Origin of the sequence: Chitinophaga japonensis, from assembly GCF_007830125.1 — a bacterium.
GTDB classification, from domain to species: Bacteria; Bacteroidota; Bacteroidia; order Chitinophagales; family Chitinophagaceae; genus Chitinophaga; species Chitinophaga japonensis.
Map to the genome: position 1 here is coordinate 1,079,100 of NZ_VLLG01000003.1, position 21,247 is coordinate 1,100,346.

The window sequence follows — 21,247 nt, forward strand, 5'->3', positions numbered from 1 at the left end:
CTTCATGATCGTTTCCATTATCGTTGCTGCATCGGAGAACAATGTGATAGGCCGGGACAACCAATTGCCCTGGCATTTACCGGCAGACTTAAAGTATTTCAAACAAACCACGCTGGGCAAGCCCATTATTATGGGCCGGAAAACCTTTGAATCGCTGGGCAAGCCCCTGCCCGGGCGGCCCAACATCGTAGTTACCCGTCAGCCCGGCTATGCCAGGGACGGCATTATTGTAACGCCCTCCCTCCGCGCGGCCATTACGGCCGCCGGCACTTTTGGCACGGAGGAGATATTTGTTACCGGCGGCGCGGAGATCTTCAAACAGGCCATACCCTTACTGGTGCAACGCATTTACCTGACCCGGATACATGCGGTGGTGGAGGGGGATACCTTCTTCCCGGTATTTGACAAAGTGCAGTGGGAGCTGGTGAGCAGCGAGGAGCACCCGGCAGATGAGAAACACGAATACGCCTTTACGTTCGAGGTATATGAGCGTAAGAAGTAGGAAGCAAGAAGTAAGAGGTAGGAAGTTACCTGAAGATCACCGTACCGATGCCCTGCGTTAACTCCATCTCCAATTGTTTGAGGTGCCGGTGTACTTCAATACATTTCATCTGCAGCTCAAAAGTGTCTGCTTTTTCCATTTCCTGCTGGTTTTCCAGTATCAGCTTTTTGATCTTGCGCAGGATCAGGTAGTTGGTAGTGCTGATGGTATCGCGCAGGTAGGCGTTGTCGCCGTATACGGTGTCTATTTCAAAACGTTCCTTCCAGTTGGTGCTAAGGTCGGCCTCTTTGTCCTCCAGTATCAGCGCGGTTTGTTTGGATATTTCCGGGTCTGCATGGTAGAGGAACCATTTCCGGTCCGGCAGGCTGCCTTCATCGTATCGGGATTTATATTCCCGCAATATTTTCCTGACCACTTCGCTGTCTGCCAGTGACTCAAAGTCGTAGGGCAGGTGAAACACGTAGTCGGCTACGGTGCTGTTGTCCTCTTCGCTGAACACCATGTCCCCGAAGCGGAGCAGGATCTTCACCAGCTCTTTTTCCTGTTTTTCATCCGTCTGGAAGATCACTTCCACGTTGCCTTCTGCGGCTTCCATGGCGGCAATGGCTTCCTCGCTCAGCGGTTCAGCGTCGGGGGGCGGGGCGTTTTTGGCCAGTTGCTGCTCGCGCTTGTGCAGGCGTTCCCGGATAAACTTGTTCACCAGCATTACCAGGCCCTGCTCGTCTATTTTCAGGAGCTGGCTGCACTGGCGGATGTAGTCCTGCTGGCGGGTAAAGTCCTCTACCTTGTCTATCTTGGAGATGGTTTCGGCAATTTCGTTCACCAACTGGCTTTTGCGGGTGCTGTCGTTGCCCATTTCCTGCATGGAGATCTGCAGCTTGAACAGCACAAAGTCCTGGCGGTTGTCGGCGATGAACTGCCGGAAGGCATTGGCTCCTATCTTCTGCACGTAGCTGTCCGGGTCTTCCTTGTCCGGCAGCAGCACCAGCTTTACGTTCAGGCCCTCTTCCACGGCCATGTCCAGCCCGCGCAGCGCTGCTTTTACGCCCGCGCTGTCGCCATCATAGAGAATGGTGAGGTTGTTGGTGTATCGCTTTATCAGTCGCAACTGGTCGGTGGTGAGCGAGGTGCCGCTGGAGGCCACCACGTTCTCCACCCCGGCCTGGTGCAGGGATATCACGTCTGTATAGCCCTCCACCAGCAGGCATTCATTGAGCTTGTCAATGGCATGGCGGGCAAAGTAGGTGCCGTACAGCACCTTGCTTTTAACGTATATCTCGTTCTCCGGGGAGTTGATGTACTTGGGCGCCCGGTCGTTCTTCACCAGTATGCGCGCGCCAAAGCCCAGCACCTTGCCGGACTGGTTGTGAATGGGAAAGATCACCCGGCCGCGGTAATTGTCCGCCGGCTGTTCGTTGCGGATGGTCACCAGGCCGGTCTTCTGCAGGTATTCCAGGTTATAGCCTTTTTCCAGCGCGGTGCGGGCAAAGGCGTCCCGCTCATTGCTGCAGTACCCCAACTGGAATTTCTGAACGGTTTCCCGGGTAAAGCCTCTTTCCTCGAAGTAGCTGAGGCCTACGTTCTGGCCTTCTTCCGTTTCCAGCAGGGTATGGCTAAAGTATTCGCGGGCAAAGCCGTTAATAATATAAAGGCTGTCCGCCAGCAGTTGCTGCTGCTTAGCTTCGGCGCTTACTTCGGTTTCCTCTATCTCTACATTGTATTTCTGGGCCAGCCAGCGCAGGGCTTCCACGTAGGAGTATTTCTCATGCTCCATCAGGAAGCGGATAGCATCACCGCCGGCGCCGCAGCCAAAGCATTTGTAGATCTCCTTGCTGGGTGTTACCGTGAAAGAGGGGGTTTTCTCATTATGGAAAGGGCAGAGGCCCAGGTAGTTAGCACCCCTTTTCTTGAGCTTTACAAATGAGCCCACGATCTCCACGATGTCAATACGGCTTACTATCTGTTGTATGGTCTGCTGTGTAATCACGGGACAAGAATCGGCAAACTGCAAACATAGGTAATTTACTGATTTTGGCGGGACATATCTCTGCGTGCGGGGTTTACGCGATTTATATTTTGATTTAAATTAATTTTAATAATTTTACATATTAATTTTTATATATTTACATAAGTTTTCACGCTATACCCTTGAAATAAGTAACCGGACCGGGGGAAAGCTGGCTCCCGGGGAGTGGTTCTACCTGACCTATAAAAAAATAAAATATTAACGGATGAAAAGATTTTTTATACTGTTTGCATGCATGTGCCTGGCTTTTTCTGCTATCAAAGCCCAAAGTTTTGATTTCAGGGTAGTGGCTACCGATACGGTAGGTTGTGCACCCAAGAAGATTACGTTTGACGTGAAATCATCCGAAGAGTTGTCCGTGATAGACTGGTTCTGGGAGTTTGGCGATGGCGGCACGGCCTCCGGTCCCCAGCCTACCCATACCTTTAACCACCCGGGCCATTATACGGTGCGGCTAACGATGGTACTGCCCTCCGGCAGCACTTCCATGAAAGTGTTCAGCTACCAGGAAATAGACATCCTGCCTATCCTGGACCTGGGCATACAGCACCCATTATGCAGCAATTACTGCCCGGTGATATCCAATACCGCCATGGCAGAAGGGCACCATGACCCGGGATGGTACCTGTGGAACACGGGCGATACCACCAGCACCATACAGGCCTGTAAACCCGGCCAGTACTCCGTAATCTATAACGTATGCGGCCAAACGCTGATGGACACTACCACGGTGATAGGCCGGGTGAGCGAAACCCAGGCCAAGATATCCTATACCTGGCTGTGCAGCCGGCAGGTGGACCTGAACGTGATGCCGGCTTATGAGAATGTGCCTTACCGGCTCTGGCTGAACTGGGGCGACAACACTTCCCAGACCATTACCGGTAAAGACCGGCAGATGATGAAATTTGACCATGAATATGCCGAATCCGGCGACTATACCATAGAAGTGCATATGGAATACCAGAATAGCTGCGCGGATATTGTGACCAGGAAGATAACGGTGCGGCAGTAGTGCCGGCATTGTGAAAAGTGAAAGGTGAATAGTGAATCTTTATTTCACTATTCACCTTTCACTTTTCCCCCATTTCCCCTTCGCCTTTTTTCACCTATATTTGAATGATCAAGCCAAACAATCTTATTATGACGAAAGAAGTATTCATCGTATCTACCGTGCGCACCCCTATTGGCTCATTCAACGGAGCCCTGGCCCCCCTCCAGGCCACACAACTGGGCGCCATGGTCATAAAAGCAGCACTGGAAAGGGCCGGTATAGCCGCCGGCGAGGTCAATGAAGTATACATGGGCAACGTGATCAGCGCCAACATAGGACAAGCGCCTGCCAACCAGGCCAGCATCTATGCCGGCATACCGGTGACCGTGCCCTGCACTACCGTGAATAAAGTATGCGCCTCCGGCATGAAAGCCATTATGCTGGGCGCGCAAAGCATAATGCTGGGCGATAACGACATAGTAGTGGCCGGCGGCATGGAAAGCATGAGCAACATTCCCTACTACCTGGATAAAGCGCGCAACGGCTACCGCCTGGGCCACGGCGCAGTAATAGACGGCATCCTGCGCGACGGCCTCTGGGACCCTTATAAGGATTTTCACATGGGCAATGCCGCGGAGATCTGCGCGGCCGAATACAGGATCAGCCGGGAAGACCAGGACGCCTACGCCGTAAGCAGCTACAAACGTGCGGCAGAAGCATATGAAAAGGGCTATTATAAAAAGGAGATACTGCCCGTGGAAGTGCCCGGTAAACAGGTGGTGATGGTAACGGAAGATGAAGATTACAAGAAAGTGAATTTTGATAAGATCCCCTCGCTGAAACCCTCCTTCCAGAAAGAAGGTACGGTTACGGCCGCCAACGCGTCCAACATCAACGACGGTGCGGCCGCAGTGGTGCTGGTAAGCGGGGAAAAGCTCAAAGAGCTGGGCCTGCAGCCCCTGGCCAGGATCGTGAGCTTTGCAGACGCATCCCAGGCGCCGGAATGGTTTACCACCACTCCTGTAAAAGCAATTAACCGCGCCCTGGCCAAAGCGCAGCTCAAAATATCCGATATGGATTACGCGGAGATCAATGAAGCCTTTTCCTGCGTGGCCATTGCCAATCAAAAGGACCTGGGCCTGTCGCCGGAGCGGCTGAACGTATGGGGCGGGGCGGTATCACTGGGCCATCCCATTGGTTGCAGCGGCGCCCGCATTACGGTAACGCTCACGTCTATACTGCACCAGCATAACGGCCGCTACGGCGTAGCCGGCATCTGCAACGGCGGCGGCGGCGCCAGCGCGGTTATCCTGGAGAATGTATAAATAGTGAAATTCCAAAACCCAAATCCCAAAATTGAACACAAGTCCCTTGAACTATCGGCAAACTGCTTTGCACCGAAACCCGGCCATTTGTTTGGAATTGGAATTTGGAATTTGGCTTTGGGGTTTTGGAATTTATTCTATTCCCCCAGGCAAATAGTGGTATCCAGCCGCATTTTGCGCCCGTTAAATCCCTGCAGGGACACCCGTACACTGTCCCGGCTCATGATGTTCATCTGCAGGCTTTGCGGCCAGTAAGGCTGGTGGATCACACCCGGCGTTATCTTCTCAAAGAGCCAGTATTTATCCGTTACCAGGCTGTAGGTGGGGTAGCGCGACAGGATGCCCTGCTCCCGGGTTTGCAGCGCATAATCGTTATCGATCGGGTAGCGGGTGAGGTTGCCATCGTAGAGCAAGGCCACGCAGGCCATGATGGTAAGTATGCGCAGGGGCGGCAGCAGCAGGCCAAACAGCAGCACAAAGGGAAACCCGAAAAAGCAGAGCAGGTACAGCCATTTGCCGGTGATGTTCCGCGGCGTAAGCCCGTACAGGATCACCCCGGTGCCGGCGTACAGCGAGAAGAACACCCTTTCCGTGTAAGCGCCTTTAAAGCCGTAGCCGTTTACCAGCAGCAGCAGGCATACCGCGGAAAAGAACAGCAATACCAGGTGCAGGTACCACAGCAGCCGGAGCACATCCACCGGCGCCTTTATCTTTTTGATCTTGCAGGAAACTGCTGCCAGGAAGCTGAGGGACAGGATCGTGATGGTGATCATAGGAACAGGTATTGAAGATTTCACGGAATAGCGCTACCAATATATTAATAATTTTTTATATTCTAATAATATTTAAATCCATAAGCCTTTCCCAAATCCTTTGCTTTTTCGTCAACAAACAATAATTTTGCCCCTGCTCTAAGGAATAGGGCATTAAATCTTTACAAATCATTATACCAATAGCATGCGTCAGATAGCTTTCAGACAAGCCTTAAGAGAAGCCCTGCAGGAGGAAATGCGCCGTGATGAGCGGGTGTTCCTGATGGGAGAGGAAGTAGCCGAATACAACGGAGCCTACAAAGTGAGCCAGGGAATGCTGGACGAGTTCGGGGACAAAAGGGTGATAGATACCCCCATTTCAGAACTGGGCTTTGCGGCCATCGGTGTAGGCGCTGCCCAGAACGGCCTCCGTCCCGTAGTGGAGTTCATGACCTGGAACTTTGCCGTGCTGGCGCTGGACCAGATCCTGAACACGGCTTCCAAGATGCTGGCCATGAGCGGCGGGCAGGTAGGCTGTCCCATTGTGTTCCGCGGGCCTAACGGCTCTGCCGGCCAGTTGGGCGCTCAGCACTCTACCGCGTTTGAAAGCTATTATGCCAACATCCCGGGCTTGAAGGTAGTGTCCGTTTCCAACCCGTATGACGCCAAAGGCCTGCTGAAAGCCGCTATCCGCGACGATGACCCGGTAGTGTTCATGGAAAGCGAAGTCATGTACGGCGATATGGGTGAAGTGCCGGAAGAGGAATACATCATTCCCATCGGCAAAGCGGACATCAAACGCGCCGGCAAGGACGTAACGATCGTTTCTTTCAATAAAATGATGAAGGTGGCCCTGGGCGCTGCGGAAGAGCTGGCCAAGGAAGGCATTGAGGCCGAGGTGATAGACCTGCGCACCATCCGCCCGCTGGACTGGGTGACCATCCTGGAGTCCGTTAAGAAAACCAACCGCCTGGTGATCGTGGAAGAACAGTGGCCCTTTGCCAGCGTTTCCTCCGAGATCGCTTACCGCATCCAGAAAGAAGGCTTTGACTTCCTGGACGCTCCTGTACGCCGTATCACGGCTGCAGATGCGCCCATGCACTACGCGCCCAACCTGGTGAAGCTGTACATGCCCGATGTAGAGCGTACCGTGAAACTGGTGAAGGAAGTAATGTATATGAAAAAATAAAAAGTAAAAAAGAAAAAAAATTAAAAGAATAACGGCGCTGTCTTCAATAAAAAGGCAGCGCTTTTTTATTCCAAGCGCTGCCCCATTATTTTTACTTTTTCTTTTTTACTTTTCTACCCGAACAGGTCACTCGACAGGTACCGGTCTCCACGGTCACAGATAATACAAACGATCACACCCTCCTCCAGCTCTGCCGACAGCCTTACGGCTGCGGATACGGCGCCGCCGCTGCTCATGCCGCAGAATACCGCCTCTTCCCTGGCCAGCCGCCGGGTCATTTGCCGGGCATCTTCTTCCGCAATATCCATTGTACGGTCCACCCGCTCCCGGTCAAATATTTTGGGGAGGTAGGCTTCCGGCCATTTGCGGATGCCCGGGATCCTGGAGCCTTCGGTGGGTTGGCAGCCAATGATCTGCACCTGCGGGTTCTGCTCCTTCAGGTAGCGGGATACGCCCATGATGGTGCCGGTAGTGCCCATAGCGCTTACAAAATGCGTGATGCCGCCCTGGGTATCGCGCCATATTTCCGGGCCGGTAGTGCGGTAGTGCATACCGTAATTGTCCGGGTTGGCAAACTGGTTCAGCATATGGTAGCCGCCTTTGGCCACCTGTGCGTGCGCGTAATCAATCGCGCCTTCCATGGAGCCTTCCTTAGCGGTGAGCACTACTTTGGCGCCAAAAGCTTCCATGGTGAGCACGCGCTCCCGCGTGGCGTCTTCCGGCATTACCAGCTCTATGGCCACGCCAAACAGGTTGGCGATCATGGCCAGGGCGATGCCGGTATTGCCGCTGGTAGCCTCTATCAGCTTCATGCCGGGCTTTAGCTCCCCGCGGTCCAGCGCACCCTTGATCATGCCGTAGGCGGCGCGGTCTTTTACGCTGCCGCCCGGGTTATTGCCTTCCAGCTTGCCGAATATCTTTACTTGCGGGTTGGCGGTCAGTTTCTTCAGCTCTACCAGCGGGGTATTGCCAACCAGGTCCAGGATCGAATACATCTTAAATTGATCGGTTTAATTTAAACTACTTCTACAACGTTCATGCTGCCATCCGCCTTGTAGTAGATGCGGGAAAAGGGCGCTACGCTCTTGATCAGCCATACATTGCCGCCGATTACGCTGTGGTGCCCGATGGTAGTGTCGCCGCCCAGGATGGTGGCGCCGGCATAGATCACCACGTGCTCTTCGATGGTAGGATGGCGTTTGCTCCGGGCCATACTTTTATCTATGCTGAGCGCGCCCAGGGTTACGCCCTGGTACAGCTTTACATGTGGTCCTATTACACAGGTTTCTCCTATCACGATGCCGGTACCGTGGTCAATGCAGAAATAAGGCGCAATTACGGCGGCAGGGTGAATGTCGATACCGGTGCGGGCATGGGCCAGCTCCGTGATCATGCGGGGCAGCAGTGGCACACGGAGCTGCTGCAGGGCATGCGCTATCCGGTAAAAGGCGATGGCGTAAAAGCCCGGGTAAGCCCGGATCACTTCATACAGGCAGGTAGCGGCCGGGTCGCCCTGGTAGATGGCCGTAGCATCCCTGGTGAGGTCATCGTAAATGCCCGGTACCTGCGCCATAAAACGGCCGGCCAGGGCAGCCGCGGTATCCGGCAACTGTGGCTGCATAGGGAGTAACAATTGCTGCAGTGCAGCTTCCAGTACGCCCGCATAGGGGGCCAGCTCCGCTTCCGTCATCACTTGTCCCGTATGTTCAGGAAATAACCAGCTCACCAGGTTGCCGGCAAAATCGCTGACCGCTGTGGTGGGCGGGAACGCATTAGCCGCCGCCTGTTGGTGTCTCCGCTTCAGTTCCTCCAATAATTTATCCATATAACGGCTTAAAATTACAGGTATTAATGGTTAATCGGTACATTGAAAGTACGCATAAAACCTGTAAAATTAGTAGACTTTATGGATGTGCGGATGTAGATCGTATATCCGCACATTTGCACATCATTTCGTTATCTTTGCTCCCTGTATTTAAAAAAAACACCAGACATGGCCAACATCCTCATTATTGACGATGAAAAAAGCATCCGTAAAACCCTGACGGAGATCCTGACCTACGAAGGGTACAAGATCGATGAAGCGGCAGATGGGGCGGAAGGTTTCAAAATGTTCCAGGCAAAGCAGTATGACGCGGTGCTGTGCGACATCAAGATGCCGAAGATGGACGGGCTGGAGTTCCTGGAAAAGGCTAAGGAAACCAATCCTGACATACCGATTGTAATGGTGTCCGGGCATGGTAATATTGATACGGCGGTAGATGCGGTGAAAAAGGGCGCCTATGACTATATTTCCAAGCCCCCGGACCTGAACCGCCTGCTCATCACCCTGCGCAATGCCATGGATAAGACCAAGCTGGTGGCGGAAACCAAGACCCTGCGCCGCAAGGTGAACAAAACGCAGGAAATGATAGGCAGTTCCTCACCCATCCTCAAAATAAAAGAAACCATCGAAAAAGTGGCGCCCACCGATGCCCGCGTGCTGGTAACCGGCGAGAACGGGGTAGGCAAGGAACTGGTGGCCCGCTGGATACATGAGCGCAGCAGCCGCGCCGGCGGAGCGCTGGTAGAGGTGAACTGCGCCGCCATTCCCGGTGAACTGATTGAGAGTGAGCTGTTCGGGCACGAGAAAGGCTCTTTTACCTCCGCAGTAAAGCAGCGTATCGGCAAGTTCGAGCAGGCCAATGGCGGCACCCTTTTCCTGGATGAAATAGGCGATATGAGCCTGAGCGCCCAGGCCAAAGTGCTGCGCGCCCTGCAGGAAGGCAAGATCACCCGTGTTGGCGGCGACAAGGAAATAAACGTGGACGTGCGCGTAATAGCCGCTACCAATAAAGACCTGCTGAAGGAGGTGGAAGAGAAGAACTTCCGCCTGGACCTGTACCACCGCCTGAGCGTGATCCTGATCCATGTGCCTTCACTGAACGAGCGCCGCGAGGATGTGCCCCTGCTGGTAGAGCATTTCCTGGTGAACATCTGCCAGGAGTACGGCATCGCCAAAAAAAGCATAGACCCTGCCGCCATGAAGGCGCTGCAGCAATATAACTGGTCCGGCAACATCCGCGAGCTGCGCAACGTGGTGGAAAGGCTGGTGATCCTGTCCGGCAAAACCATTTCCGCGGATGACGTGGAGGATTACGTGCTGCCCGGCCGGGAGCGGAAGAAAGCGAGCATATGACCAGGCATTTATACCTCATCAGCGGCATGGGTGCGGACGAGCGTATGTTCCAACACCTGCGCTTCCCGGGGGAGTACCAGGTACATGTGCTGCACTGGCTACCTCCCCGGCCGGATGAGCCCTTTACGGACTATGCCGCCAGGATGGCCGCCGGTATGGCCACAAACGGCCCCGTGACCCTGCTGGGGCTCTCGTTCGGCGGCATGATCAGCCTGGAAATAGCCCGCCAGCGCCCCATCGAAAAGAATATCATTATCAGCAGCATCAAGCATACCGGCGAACGCCCTCCGTATTTCAACTGGGCCAGGAAACTGGGCCTGTACCACCTGCCGGACCAGTTGCTGTTCCGCCGGCGGCACGCCATTGTAAAACACTTCATGAATGTGGAAACCCCGGAAGAGGACGCCCTGCTGCGCGATTACCTGCAGAAGAAGGATTTTACCTACCTCCGCTGGGCCGTAAACACGGTGCTGCACTGGGAGAATGAGTTCATTCCCCCGTCCCTGGTGCATATACACGGCGGCGCCGACCTTACCTTTCCCCTGAAATTTGTGAAGCCCACCTATACCATTCCGGACGGCGGGCATTTTATGGTGATGAACCGCGCAGCGCAGATCAACGGTATACTGGCCCGGGAACTGGAGGACCTATAAAAAATGCTTAAAATTGAAGGCGGGAACCGCCTGACTGCCCGTATAATATTATATTTGTTCTTTTAAAGATATCTTATATATAAATACAACTGAATGAACCTGGCATTTTGGAAACGTAATAAAGAAGGCCAATCCCGGAAGAAAAAATCAGCAGTACGCGAGTGGCTGGACGCAGCCATTTTTGCGGTGATTGCCGCCACGTTGATCCGTACCTTTATTTTTGAGGCGTATACCATCCCTACTCCATCTATGGAAAAGACCTTGCTGGTGAACGATTTCCTGTTCGTGAGCAAGATCAGCTACGGAGCGCGTATTCCCAATACGCCACTGGCAGTACCTTTTACCCATCATACCCTGCCCTTTACAAAATATTCCAAAGCTTATTCCGAAGCCGTGCACTGGCCGTACAAGCGCCTGCCCGGCTTTACCGATATCAAGCGCAATGATGTAGTGGTGTTCAATTTCCCGGAAGGGGATACGGTGGCCCTGGAGCAGCAGGACCAGAGCTACTACGGGCTGGTGCGCAGCCTGGGCCGCGATGCGGTGTGGGAAGCCTATCACGTTACCTCCCGGCCGGTAGACAAGCGCGAAAATTACATCAAGCGTTGCGTGGCGGAGGCTGGCGACACGCTGAGCATAAAGGATGGCATCGTGTTTGTGAACGGCCGCCAGGCGCCCATTCCGCCGGAAAGCGAACGGCGCTACCTGGTGGAAACCACCGGGGACCAGTTGAACCCGGAGCGCCTGGAAGAGCTGGGCGTTACGGCCATCCCGGATGCGGCCCTCTCCACCGGCCTCTTCGTGTATAACCTGACACCCGGAAATGTGGCCGCCCTGAAGAATTTTTCCGTGATAAAAAACATCAGGCCCTACTTCAGCACAGGGCTGCCGGTGTTCCCGTATGACACGGCGCATTATCACTGGACAGAAGAGAATTTTGGCCCCCTGTACATTCCTAAAAAGGGCGCTACTGTGAAGATCGACAGCAGCAATATTGCCATCTACGACCGCATTATCCGCGTATATGAGGGCAACAAGCTGGAATCAAAGAATGGCCGGTTTTATATTAACGGGCAGCCCGCCGACTCCTACACTTTCAAAATGAACTATTACTGGATGATGGGGGACAACCGCAATAATTCCCTGGACTCCCGTTACTGGGGTTTTGTGCCGGAAGACCATGTGGTAGGCAAGGCCTGGCTGATCTGGATGAGCTACGGCGGTGGCAGCATCCGGTGGAGCCGCCTGTTTCAAACGATCAAATGATGAAGAAGCTGCGGCATTCCTTTGAGTACCTTTCTTATGATGACATCAGCGAACTGGATGCCGATGATGCGGCATTGCTGCAGGCGGCCAGGAAGGTAACGGAGCGGGCCTATGCTCCTTACTCCAATTTCCGGGTAGGAGCAGTGATGCGCCTGGCCAACGGGCAGTTGGTGAGCGGCACCAACCAGGAGAACGCTTCTTTCCCCGCCGGCATCTGTGCGGAAAGGACCGCTCTCTCTGCTGCATCCTCCCTTTTCCCGGGAGAGCCGGTACAGGCCATTGCCATCAGTTACCAGCACCCGGAAGGCAACAGCCATCAACCCATTTCTCCCTGCGGCATCTGCCGGCAATCGCTGGCGGAATACGAGCTGCGGCAGCAACAGCCCATCCGCCTGATCCTGGGCGGGCAAAGCGGCAAAGTGCTGGTGATACCCGCCGCTACGCAGCTATTACCTTTCTCGTTCTCCGCAAAGGACATGGAGTAGATATATATTGAAATTGAGTTATATTTGTGCCGTATGATCCGTATCCTATGCCTGCTTTTCCTGGCAGCGGTGTTGATAATGCCGGCTGCTGTAGCCCATCCCCGTGACAAAGCCCGTTTACTGTATAAGGAAGGCCTGGCGCTGAAGCGCTCCGGAAAGCTGACGGCCGCCCTGAAATACTTCCATGCCGCCATCCGGCAGGACGACGGTTTTGCGCCCGCTTACCTGGAACTGGGCCAGGTTTACGCCTTGCTGGAGAACTACCGTCAAAGCATATACTATTACCGCAAGCTGATCAACGAGGATAACCTGCTGAGCGCCGGCCCGGAAGACCTGCAGGTGATCTACCACCTGGGCCATGTTTATTATTATGAAGGCAACTACAAAGCCGCTGCCGCCCTCTGGTCCCGCTTGCTGGACCTGCAGCCACAGAACGGCTTTGCCATGTTCATGCTTGGTAAGTCGTATATTGCCGCCGGCGAGCAGGCAAAGGGGGAGAAGCTGTGCGATGAAAGTCTGAGGTTGGAGGTAGGAAGTAAGAAATAGGATGCCAGAAGTATGATGTAGCAGCTTGCCCCGTCTTACTTCCTATCTCATACTTCTTACTTCCTACCTCCTGCCTCACATTCTTTCCGGAACACTGATACCCAGCAACTGCATGCATTGCGCAATAGTATGCGCCGTTAACGTAATGATCTGCAGACGCAGGTTCTTCTTTTCTTCCGACTCCGCATTTACAATAGAGTAGGTATACACCCCGCCGGCCTTCTCCGCGTAGAAGGAGTTGAACTGCTGCGCCAGGTGAAAGGCATAGTTGGCAATGGTAGCCGGGCTCATTTCCCTTTGTGCGTCTTCCAGCACTTCGCCGAACTGCTCGTTCAGCACGATCAGCGCTTTTTCCATTGGCAGTAAACTGTCATTATGCCGGTAAGTGTCCAAATGACGGGTGTCTGTCACGCCGGTTTCCCGCATAATGGATTTGATACGGGCATGGGCATACTGGATAAAGGGACCGGTGAAGCCATGAAAATCGATGGACTCTTCCGGGTTGAATATCATTCTCTTTTTAGGGTCTACCCGCAGCAGGAAGAACTTCATGGCGCCCAGTCCTATCATTTCATAGAGGCCCTGCAGCTCGCTTTCGCTGAAGTCCTTTAGTTTGCCGGAGGCTTTGGTGTGCTCGGCGGCGGTGTTCACCATTTCGTCTACAATATCATCGGCATCCACCACGGTACCTTCCCGGCTTTTCATGCGGCCATGGGGCAGTTCCACCATGCCGTAGGAAAGGTGGTAAACGCCGTCGGCAGCCGGTTCTCCCAGTTTTTCCAGGATCAGCTTCAGCACCTTGAAATGATAGTTCTGTTCATCGGCCACCACGTAAATGCTTTGCTCCATGTGGTAGTCGTCATATTTCAGGCGGGCGGTGCCCAGGTCCTGTGTCATGTATACGGAGGTGCCGTCGCCACGCAGCAGCAGTTTCTGGTCCAGCCCGTCGGCCGTCAGGTCTATCCATACGGAATTATCTTCCTTGCGGAACAATACGCCTTTGCGCAGGCCGTCGGCTACCAGGTCCTTGCCCAGCAGGTAGGTCTCGCTTTCATAGTAGATCTTGTCAAAGTCAATGCCCAGGCGTTTGTAGGTAGCTTCAAAACCGTCATACACCCAGCCGTTCATGGTGGCCCACAGCGACCGCACTTCCGGGTTGCCGGCTTCCCATTGCTGCAGCATGATCTTGGCCTGCTGCATGATCTCTGTTTTATTGCGCGCCAGCTCTTTGATCTCGTCATTGATCTTGCCGGATTTTTCCTTGTCCTGCTGTATCTCGGGCTTGTCCAGCAGGGCGGCCAGCTTTTCCACCTTTTCCCTTTCCGCACCATCAAAGTCCCGGAAGTCGCTTTCCAGTACCCGGGCAATGATCGGCTCTGCCTGTTCTTTCAGCAGTGTCTCAAACTTCACGTAGTAGTCGCCTACCAGGTGGTCGCCTTTGATGCCGGTGGATTCCGGGGTATCGCCATGGGCAAACAACTGCCAGGCCAGCATGGACTTGCAGATGTGGATGCCCCGGTCGTTCACCAGGTTGGTCTTGATCACCTCGTAGCCGTTGGCCTTCAGTATTTCCGCGATGGAATAACCAAGAAAGTTATTGCGCAGGTGCCCCAGGTGCAGGGGCTTGTTGGTATTGGGGGAGGAATACTCCACCATTACCTTTTTGCCGTTGGCCGGTTTGCGGCCTGCATGGGGATCGCTGAAATGTTGCTGCAGGTACTGTATCCAGTAGGCATTGTTAATGCCCAGGTTCAGGAAGCCTTTTACCACGTTGAAGCCGGCTATCAGCTCCGGGAAATGGCTCACCAGGTAGTCGCCCAGGTTTTTGCCGGTTTCCTCCGGCTTTTGCCGGCTGAATTTGGTAAAGGAAAATACCACAATCGTATACTCCCCTTCAAACTCGGGCTTGGTAACGTTAATGGCAATATCGGAAATGGGGATGTCCTGGTTATAAAGCGATTTGATAGCTGCTGCTGCTGCAGACCGGATAGATTGTACGACACTCATGTAGAAAACGGTTAATGCAAAGTAGCAGCAAAGGTAGAAAAAATAAGCTACGTAGCTATTAGCCGTGTAGCACCTGGCTACGTGGCTAATAGCTAATAGCGGATGGCCAACAGTTTATTTGATCGTGTAGGACACCCCTACCTGGGCCACGGAATTCTTATAATCGCCGCTGCCGTCGTACAGGTCTGTCAGGCCAAAATTATACCGGCCATATATGCCGAAGCCCATGGGCAGCTTAAAGCCCAGGCCAAAGCCCATGCCCAGGTCGGCGGTGTTATAACCGTCCTTTATGTCTACCGTTACGCTGCCGCCCTTGTCTTTGGCGCTTACCAGGAACCCTACCTGCGGACCGGCTTCCAGGTAAAACTGCGGGATCAGGTAGTACTGGAACATTACAGGAATGTTGATGTAGTTGAGGGCCACCTTGCGCTCACCTGCCAGGGCTACATCATATTTTTCGCCCTGGCCGGAGAAAAGCAGCTCCGGTTGTATGGCCCAATCCCTGAAACGGAAGTTTACGAACCCGCCAACATGTCCGGAAGCGCGGCTGCCAGACCCATCAAAATCTGACAATTGGGCAATATTTAAACCGCCTTTCACTCCAAAATGAATGCTTTGCGCCTGTGCTGCAAAAGTGGCACATCCGGCAATAAGAATGGTTAAGATTAATTTTTTCATAATATGAAGATAGGTCAGCCGCTGAAAGGCAAATAGTATGCCGGTTAGTACAGCGTAAACTCTACCCTCCTGTTCTTCTGCCGGCCGGCGGCGGTCTTGTTGGTGGCGATGGGCTGTGTTTCGCCATAGCCGGTCGCCTCAATCCTGGAGGGATTGGCGCCCCGGCCTACCAGGTATTGTTTTACGGATTCCGCCCGCTCTTTGGACAGGCGCATATTGCTGGCGGCAGCGCCTACATTATCCGTATGGCCGGCCAGCTTCAGGCTGAAATTCTTGGTTTTCAGCAGTTCCGCCACGCGGTCCAGCGGTCCGTAGGAGCTGGGCTTGATGCTGGCTTTGCCGGTTTCGAACTCCAGGTTCTCAATGGCATCGCGTACCAGCCGGCGGTCTTCATCTGTTACCTGCTGCACCACCACTTTAGGCGTCGTGTCTTTGGGCAGGTCGCAGCCGGCGCCGTCCACTTTTACGCCCTGGGCGGTGCCGGGGCATTTGTCAAAGAAGTCGGATACCCCGTCGCCATCATTATCCTTTAATAATTTATCCATATCGGCGCTCAGGCGGGCATTGGCGCTGCGGGAGCTTTCCAGTTCCTGCTGCAGGGCCGCTTTCTGGGCCACCAGGTCGTCGTACATTACTTTGGCCGGGTTGTTCCAGGCCAGTTGCGGCTTGTGGCTGGGCCCCAGGCTGAACTCCAGGCCGGCGTAGCCGTAGGAATATTTGTCCTGGCTGTTGCCATAGTAGTAGCCATCCAGGTTATCCCCGTCCAGGAAGTGCATGGTGTAGCCCAGGTCCAGGTTCACCAACTCTGACAGCTTGAATTTCAGGCCAGCCCCAACGGGAATGATCAGCTCTTTGATGGTGCCGTCTGCCTTGTAATCGATCTTGGTATTGCTGCCCGCCGTTTCCAGCATGGGGTTGTACCCGGCCAGGCCCGCGCCGGCGGAAACGTAGATCTGCACAAAATTCTGTTTATACAGCCAGTTGATGGTCGCCACGTTCACAACCGCGCTGAGGCTGGCAGACCATTTCAGCTTGGTCTCAAATGACTCGTAGGCGCGGTTGGGCATGGCGCCGTTTCCTAATTCTTTGGAATTATCTCCACGCAGCTTGCCGCCGATGTAGTCCGCACGGATGCCCAGCGCATGCAGTAACTGCCATTTTACATAAGCCCCGTAGCCGGCCGAGGCTTTCCATTTAGTGAAATCATTGCCTCCGCCCGTGGGCGCTACGGGCCCCAGCAAGCCCCCGTTAACGCCGATGGACCAGGTCTTGAAATCCCTGCTCCCCTTAAAAAGGCCAGGCTGGGCGGCCCCTGTGGAGGTTTGCGCAGTGGTAGCCAGGGGTACGGTGAGGGTCAACATACAGGTGACCCATAGTGAAAAGGTCCTTTTCATAGAATTTAAAGGTTAGGTTATAAATGATTATCTACTAAACAAATAAGACCATCCCTGGTTCAGGGACTGACATATTTGCATGGTCTTTTTGCTTGGCATAATCATTGACAAACCAAAGGCGTACACACATAGAATCTACAACTAAAGGAGAATCTTTAATATCATGGGAAAAATAATAGGAATTGACTTAGGGACTACCAATTCATGCGTTGCTGTTATGGAAGGCAACGAACCGGTAGTGATTGCCAACGACGAAGGCCGCAGAACGACCCCGTCTGTAGTGGCATTCTTAAAGAACGGAGAAAGAAAGGTTGGCGATCCGGCCAAAAGGCAGGCTATTACCAACCCCGTAAACACCATCATGTCAGTGAAGCGCTTTATGGGCCGTCACCATGATGAATTAGGCAATGAAATTCCGCACTGGAGCTACAAAGTGGCGAAAGGCGAAAATAATACCACCCGTATCGATATAGACGGCAGGTTATATACGCCGCAGGAAATTTCCGCCATGATCCTGCAGAAAATGAAGAAGACGGCGGAAGATTACCTGGGCCAGGAAGTAAGCGAAGCGGTGATCACCGTACCGGCTTACTTTAATGACGCGCAACGCCAGGCCACCAAGGAAGCCGGTGAGATTGCCGGGCTGAACGTGCGCCGCATCATCAACGAGCCTACTGCCGCAGCGCTGGCATATGGCCTGGACAAAAAACATCATGACAGCAAGATAGCCGTGTTTGACCTGGGTGGCGGTACCTTCGATATCTCCATCCTGGAGCTGGGCGAAGGCGTTTTTGAAGTAAAATCCACCAACGGTGATACCCACCTGGGCGGTGACGATTTCGATAAGGTGATCATGGACTGGCTGGCTGAAGAGTTCAGGAAAGACGAAGCCGTAGACCTGCATAAGGACCCGATGGCATGGCAGCGCCTGAAAGAGGCCGCCGAAAAAGCCAAGATCGAGCTGTCCTCTTCTGCGGAAACAGAGATCAACCTGCCTTACATCACGGCAGTGGACGGTGTGCCCAAGCACTTGGTGAAAAAGCTGACCCGCGCCAAATTCGAGCAACTGAGCGACGCGCTGGTGGAAAGAACGCTGGAACCCTGCCGCAAAGCCCTGGCAGATGCCGGCTTAAGCACTGCTGAGATAGACGAAGTGATACTGGTAGGTGGTTCTACCCGTATCCCCAAAATACAGGAAGTAGTAGAGAAATTCTTCGGCAAAAAGCCCAACAAGGGCGTGAACCCGGATGAGGTAGTAGCCATCGGCGCTGCCATCCAGGGCGGTGTGCTGACCGGTGAAGTAAAAGACGTGCTGTTGCTGGACGTAACGCCGCTGTCACTGGGTATCGAAACCATGGGCGGCGTGTTCACCAAGCTGATCGAATCCAATACCACCATCCCCACCAAGAAATCTGAAACATTCTCTACCGCTGCGGATAACCAGCCCAGCGTGGAAATACACGTACTGCAGGGAGAAAGGCCGATGGCCAGCCAGAACCGTACCCTCGGACGCTTTATATTAGGCGATATACCGCCCGCACCGCGCGGCGTGCCGCAGATCGAAGTGATCTTCGATATTGACGCCAACGGTATACTGCACGTAACGGCTAAAGACAAGGGCACCGGTAAGAGCCAGAACATCCGCATCGAAGCCGGTAGCGGCCTGAGCAAGGAAGAAATAGAAAAGATGAAAGCGGAAGCCAAGGCCAATGAAGCTGCCGATAAGGAACAACGCGAAAAGGTGGAGAAGATCAACCAGGCAGACAGCCTCGTATTCCAGACCGAAAAGCAACTGAAGGAATACGGCGATAAACTGCCTGCGGATAAAAAGACGACCATCGAAACGGCGCTGAACAAGCTGAAGGAAGCGCAGAAGAGCCAGGACGTAGCCCAGATAGATGCTGCCGTAACAGAGCTGAACACCGCCTGGACCGCCGCATCTGAAGAAATGTACAAAGCCACCCAGGGTGCGCAGGCCGATGCCAATGCCAATGGCGAACCGCAGGGCCAGCAGCAGGGTAGCTCCGGCGCTGCAGGCGAAGGCGGTGTAACCGATGCGGAGTTTGAAGAAGTGAAGTAAGCAAGTAACGAAAGCAAAAATAAAAAGTAAAAACGGCGCGAATGATCATTCGCGCCGTTTGCTTTTTAGTGTGTGCGTGCGGGTTAAACGGCACTGTAGACGCATTGTAGATGCTTTTATGCCGGCTTGTAGTTCCTCTGTAATGGCCCGGAGCTTCCAAAGGCGCCAGGCTCATCTTAATTTTATCCCTATGAGCAACAATACCCTACCTGCATTCTCCATCCCGGAAAACGGCCAGCCCATTTGGCGCATTGATGGCTTTGACTTTGAATGGCTGCCCGCCACACACTGGTCCATAAGTGAAGGGGACGGCCGGCTGTATGTTGGCCTGCAGGGCCGCATTACGGGATATGATGATAAGAAGCACGGCCATATTGTGAATGACTACCAGCACGGGGAAGTGTACCTGAACTTCGCCCTGGGCGGCGTGTATAGGAACGGCGTACCCACCGGCGTCTTTCACCTGGAAGCGGATAAGGAGCCTACTTATGCCTGCACGCTCTGGAAAGGCGGCTTTCACTACAGCCTGGAATCTTACGGCACACTCACCCTGCAGGATGGCTGGGTAGGTTTTGAAGGGTACCTGCAGGGTATCGTGAATAACCAGCCGTACCGGGTGCAGGTAGCCCGAAGCCTGCCGGTAGCGGCGCTGAACTGGCAGCATTACCGCTTTACCTCGCTGGAGGAAGCTTTCCAGGCGCCGGCCGGCCAGGTGCAGCACCTGCGCTTGACCGATCCAGGTATCGAAACCTTCCCGGAGCAGTTGTACGCCTGCACAGCCCTGAAAACACTGCATATCCATTTCACCGGTAAAAATAGTCACTCGCTGGCGGCTATACCTGCCCGTATCAACTCATTTACGGAGCTTAAAGAGCTTTCACTCACAGGCATATCCCGGGTGACCGCTATTCCGCCGGAGATCGCGCAGCTAACATCACTGGAAAACCTGGTGATCAACGGAAGCCAGGCTACCGCTATTCCGCCGGAGCTATTACAATTGCCCCGCCTGAAATATTGTTACCTGGTGGGCAACCAACTGGAAAGCCTGCCGGCTGCATTCTCCCCGGCCCTGGCAACCCTGGCGCTGCAACAGAACCGGCTTAGCACCCTGCCGGAAACGATCGGCAACTTGCCGGCGCTTACCCACCTGGATATCCGCAGGAATCCGCTGCAACAGTTGCCGGCAAATATCAGGCACATCAAAAAGCTGAACCTGGAGCTGGAAAAAAAGCAGCAACTGCTGGATTATGCTTATAAAGGCGCGGATGGCAGGGGCGCCATTACCTGGGACGATCGGCTGTTCCTGGCGGGAAAAGACCCGGAGCTGCTGTCACTGCTGGATCAGGCAATTACCGGAGCGGGATTTTCCGCCTACCGGCAGGGGTTGCTGCACCTGGCGCTGAAAGCCGTAGCCCTGGGCACTACGGAGCCGGATACTTATGCTACAAAAGGGAATACCCGTTTCGGCGGGTTGCCCGATCTGCCGCCGGGAATGGGCTATCCCGCTTTTACCACTTATCATGGAGATACGAAGGGCATGCAGTTCATTGCCCAGTTGAATCTTGCGTCACTGGCGGCTTACCAGGAGTACCTGCCCCGCACCGGCATCCTGTACTTTTTTATAGAGGATCAGGAATCATTCAACTGCCGGGTGTTTTACTACGATGGAGACCCGGCGCAGTTGCAGTTCGCCGGGGACCTGCCCATTGACGAGGAATTCATTTATGACGACAATGGCATTTACGCCCCTTACCTGGCCCGTGCGGCAAAGTTTCCCAGCCTGCCTTCCTTCTATCACGATCAGCATTTTTATACCGGCGATGCACAGCACCTGGCGGCATTCGAAGAGGAGGTGGACTATGAGGAGAAGGAGCAATTCCTGCAGCGCCTGAAGCCGGGGGGATATACGCATGGCATTAATGATTACGTATTCACCCAGCATGAGTCCCCGCAGATACAGGCCGCGGACAAACTCGGCGGAAAGCCGGAAGAGTGGATGGTGCTGTTGAGCGTGGATTCCGACGCGAAAACGGGTTTCCAATTCTGGGACGCCGGCACCATTTTCTTCGTTATCCACAAGAGCGACCTGGCCCGGAAAGATTTTTCGCAGGTGTATTACGGGCTGGAAAGCAGTTGAGGATATTTATGGACCGCTACGCAGCCGGGTTTGCACAG

18 protein-coding genes are annotated in these 21,247 nt (G+C 53.9%); 11 read left to right on the forward strand and 7 right to left on the reverse strand.

The annotated features are described in order from the left end of the window. Positions 1 to 4: 4 nt before the first annotated feature. A complete protein-coding gene (gene folA, locus LX66_RS13410) occupies positions 5 to 502 on the forward strand; it encodes a type 3 dihydrofolate reductase (protein WP_145714256.1) in 498 nt (165 codons plus the stop codon). A 25-nt stretch (positions 503 to 527) separates the two neighbouring features. On the opposite strand, the gene dnaG is transcribed toward folA, so the two are convergent. Further along, positions 528 to 2,513 (reverse strand): DNA primase, encoded by a 1,986-nt coding sequence (gene dnaG / locus LX66_RS13415; RefSeq protein WP_244620392.1) that lies wholly within the window; start codon positions 2,511 to 2,513, stop codon positions 528 to 530. A gap of 220 nt (positions 2,514 to 2,733) precedes the next feature. On the opposite strand from dnaG, the gene LX66_RS13420 reads away from it, so the two are divergent. Together LX66_RS13420 and LX66_RS13425 are read left to right on the forward strand one after the other, a co-directional pair. Beyond that, entirely contained in the window at positions 2,734 to 3,540 is an 807-nt protein-coding gene (locus LX66_RS13420) for a PKD domain-containing protein (protein ID WP_145714258.1), read from the forward strand. Between the two features lie 128 nt (positions 3,541 to 3,668). Continuing rightward, entirely contained in the window at positions 3,669 to 4,844 is a 1,176-nt protein-coding gene (locus LX66_RS13425) for an acetyl-CoA C-acyltransferase (RefSeq protein WP_145714260.1), read from the forward strand. A 137-nt stretch (positions 4,845 to 4,981) separates the two neighbouring features. On the opposite strand, the gene LX66_RS13430 is transcribed toward LX66_RS13425, so the two are convergent. After that, positions 4,982 to 5,617 (reverse strand): hypothetical protein, encoded by a 636-nt coding sequence (locus LX66_RS13430; protein WP_145714262.1) that lies wholly within the window; start codon positions 5,615 to 5,617, stop codon positions 4,982 to 4,984. 184 nt (positions 5,618 to 5,801) lie between these two features. Between LX66_RS13430 and LX66_RS13435 the strand changes: the two genes are divergently transcribed. Then, the gene (locus LX66_RS13435) at positions 5,802 to 6,785 is read left to right on the forward strand and encodes a pyruvate dehydrogenase complex E1 component subunit beta (RefSeq protein WP_145714265.1); all 984 of its coding nucleotides are present in this window, start codon (positions 5,802 to 5,804) and stop codon (positions 6,783 to 6,785) included. Between the two features lie 113 nt (positions 6,786 to 6,898). On the opposite strand, the gene cysM is transcribed toward LX66_RS13435, so the two are convergent. After that, complete coding sequence (cysM, locus tag LX66_RS13440) at positions 6,899 to 7,780, reverse strand: cysteine synthase CysM (protein ID WP_145714266.1); 882 nt, start codon at positions 7,778 to 7,780, stop codon at positions 6,899 to 6,901. A gap of 20 nt (positions 7,781 to 7,800) precedes the next feature. Beyond that, positions 7,801 to 8,610: a serine O-acetyltransferase gene (locus LX66_RS13445; RefSeq protein WP_145714269.1), complete on the reverse strand. Its 810-nt coding sequence runs from the start codon at positions 8,608 to 8,610 to the stop codon at positions 7,801 to 7,803. 168 nt (positions 8,611 to 8,778) lie between these two features. Here LX66_RS13445 and LX66_RS13450 point away from each other — a divergent pair, with 168 nt between their 5' ends. From LX66_RS13450 to LX66_RS13470, 5 genes are all read left to right on the forward strand, one after another. Continuing rightward, positions 8,779 to 9,963, forward strand: coding sequence for a sigma-54-dependent transcriptional regulator (locus tag LX66_RS13450; protein WP_145714271.1), 1,185 nt, complete (start codon positions 8,779 to 8,781; stop codon positions 9,961 to 9,963). Further along, positions 9,960 to 10,616: an alpha/beta fold hydrolase gene (locus tag LX66_RS13455; protein ID WP_145714274.1), complete on the forward strand. Its 657-nt coding sequence runs from the start codon at positions 9,960 to 9,962 to the stop codon at positions 10,614 to 10,616. The genes LX66_RS13450 and LX66_RS13455 overlap by 4 nt, the downstream gene beginning before the upstream one ends. A gap of 93 nt (positions 10,617 to 10,709) precedes the next feature. Further along, positions 10,710 to 11,882 carry a signal peptidase I gene (lepB, locus tag LX66_RS13460; protein ID WP_145714276.1) on the forward strand — a complete coding sequence of 391 codons (1,173 nt, stop codon included), beginning with the start codon at positions 10,710 to 10,712 and terminating at the stop codon, positions 11,880 to 11,882. Next, entirely contained in the window at positions 11,879 to 12,367 is a 489-nt protein-coding gene (gene cdd / locus LX66_RS13465) for a cytidine deaminase (RefSeq protein WP_244620393.1), read from the forward strand. The genes lepB and cdd overlap by 4 nt, the downstream gene beginning before the upstream one ends. A gap of 33 nt (positions 12,368 to 12,400) precedes the next feature. Further along, the gene (locus tag LX66_RS13470; RefSeq protein ID WP_145714279.1) at positions 12,401 to 12,913 is read left to right on the forward strand and encodes a tetratricopeptide repeat protein; all 513 of its coding nucleotides are present in this window, start codon (positions 12,401 to 12,403) and stop codon (positions 12,911 to 12,913) included. Positions 12,914 to 12,988: 75 nt separating this feature from the next. On the opposite strand, the gene argS is transcribed toward LX66_RS13470, so the two are convergent. The 3 genes from argS to LX66_RS13485 form a co-directional block, all read right to left on the reverse strand. Beyond that, positions 12,989 to 14,920, reverse strand: a complete 1,932-nt coding sequence (gene argS, locus LX66_RS13475; RefSeq protein ID WP_145714281.1) for an arginine--tRNA ligase — start codon at positions 14,918 to 14,920, stop codon at positions 12,989 to 12,991. 114 nt (positions 14,921 to 15,034) lie between these two features. Beyond that, entirely contained in the window at positions 15,035 to 15,598 is a 564-nt protein-coding gene (locus LX66_RS13480) for a porin family protein (protein ID WP_145714283.1), read from the reverse strand. Positions 15,599 to 15,642: 44 nt separating this feature from the next. Further along, complete coding sequence (locus LX66_RS13485) at positions 15,643 to 16,992, reverse strand: OmpA family protein (RefSeq protein WP_145714285.1); 1,350 nt, start codon at positions 16,990 to 16,992, stop codon at positions 15,643 to 15,645. 163 nt (positions 16,993 to 17,155) lie between these two features. Here LX66_RS13485 and dnaK point away from each other — a divergent pair, with 163 nt between their 5' ends. Both dnaK and LX66_RS13495 read left to right on the forward strand, forming a co-directional pair. Continuing rightward, a complete protein-coding gene (dnaK, locus tag LX66_RS13490; protein ID WP_145714288.1) occupies positions 17,156 to 19,072 on the forward strand; it encodes a molecular chaperone DnaK in 1,917 nt (638 codons plus the stop codon). A 190-nt stretch (positions 19,073 to 19,262) separates the two neighbouring features. After that, positions 19,263 to 21,209, forward strand: a complete 1,947-nt coding sequence (locus tag LX66_RS13495) for a DUF1963 domain-containing protein (protein ID WP_158642628.1) — start codon at positions 19,263 to 19,265, stop codon at positions 21,207 to 21,209. The last annotated feature ends 38 nt before the right edge of the window (positions 21,210 to 21,247 follow it).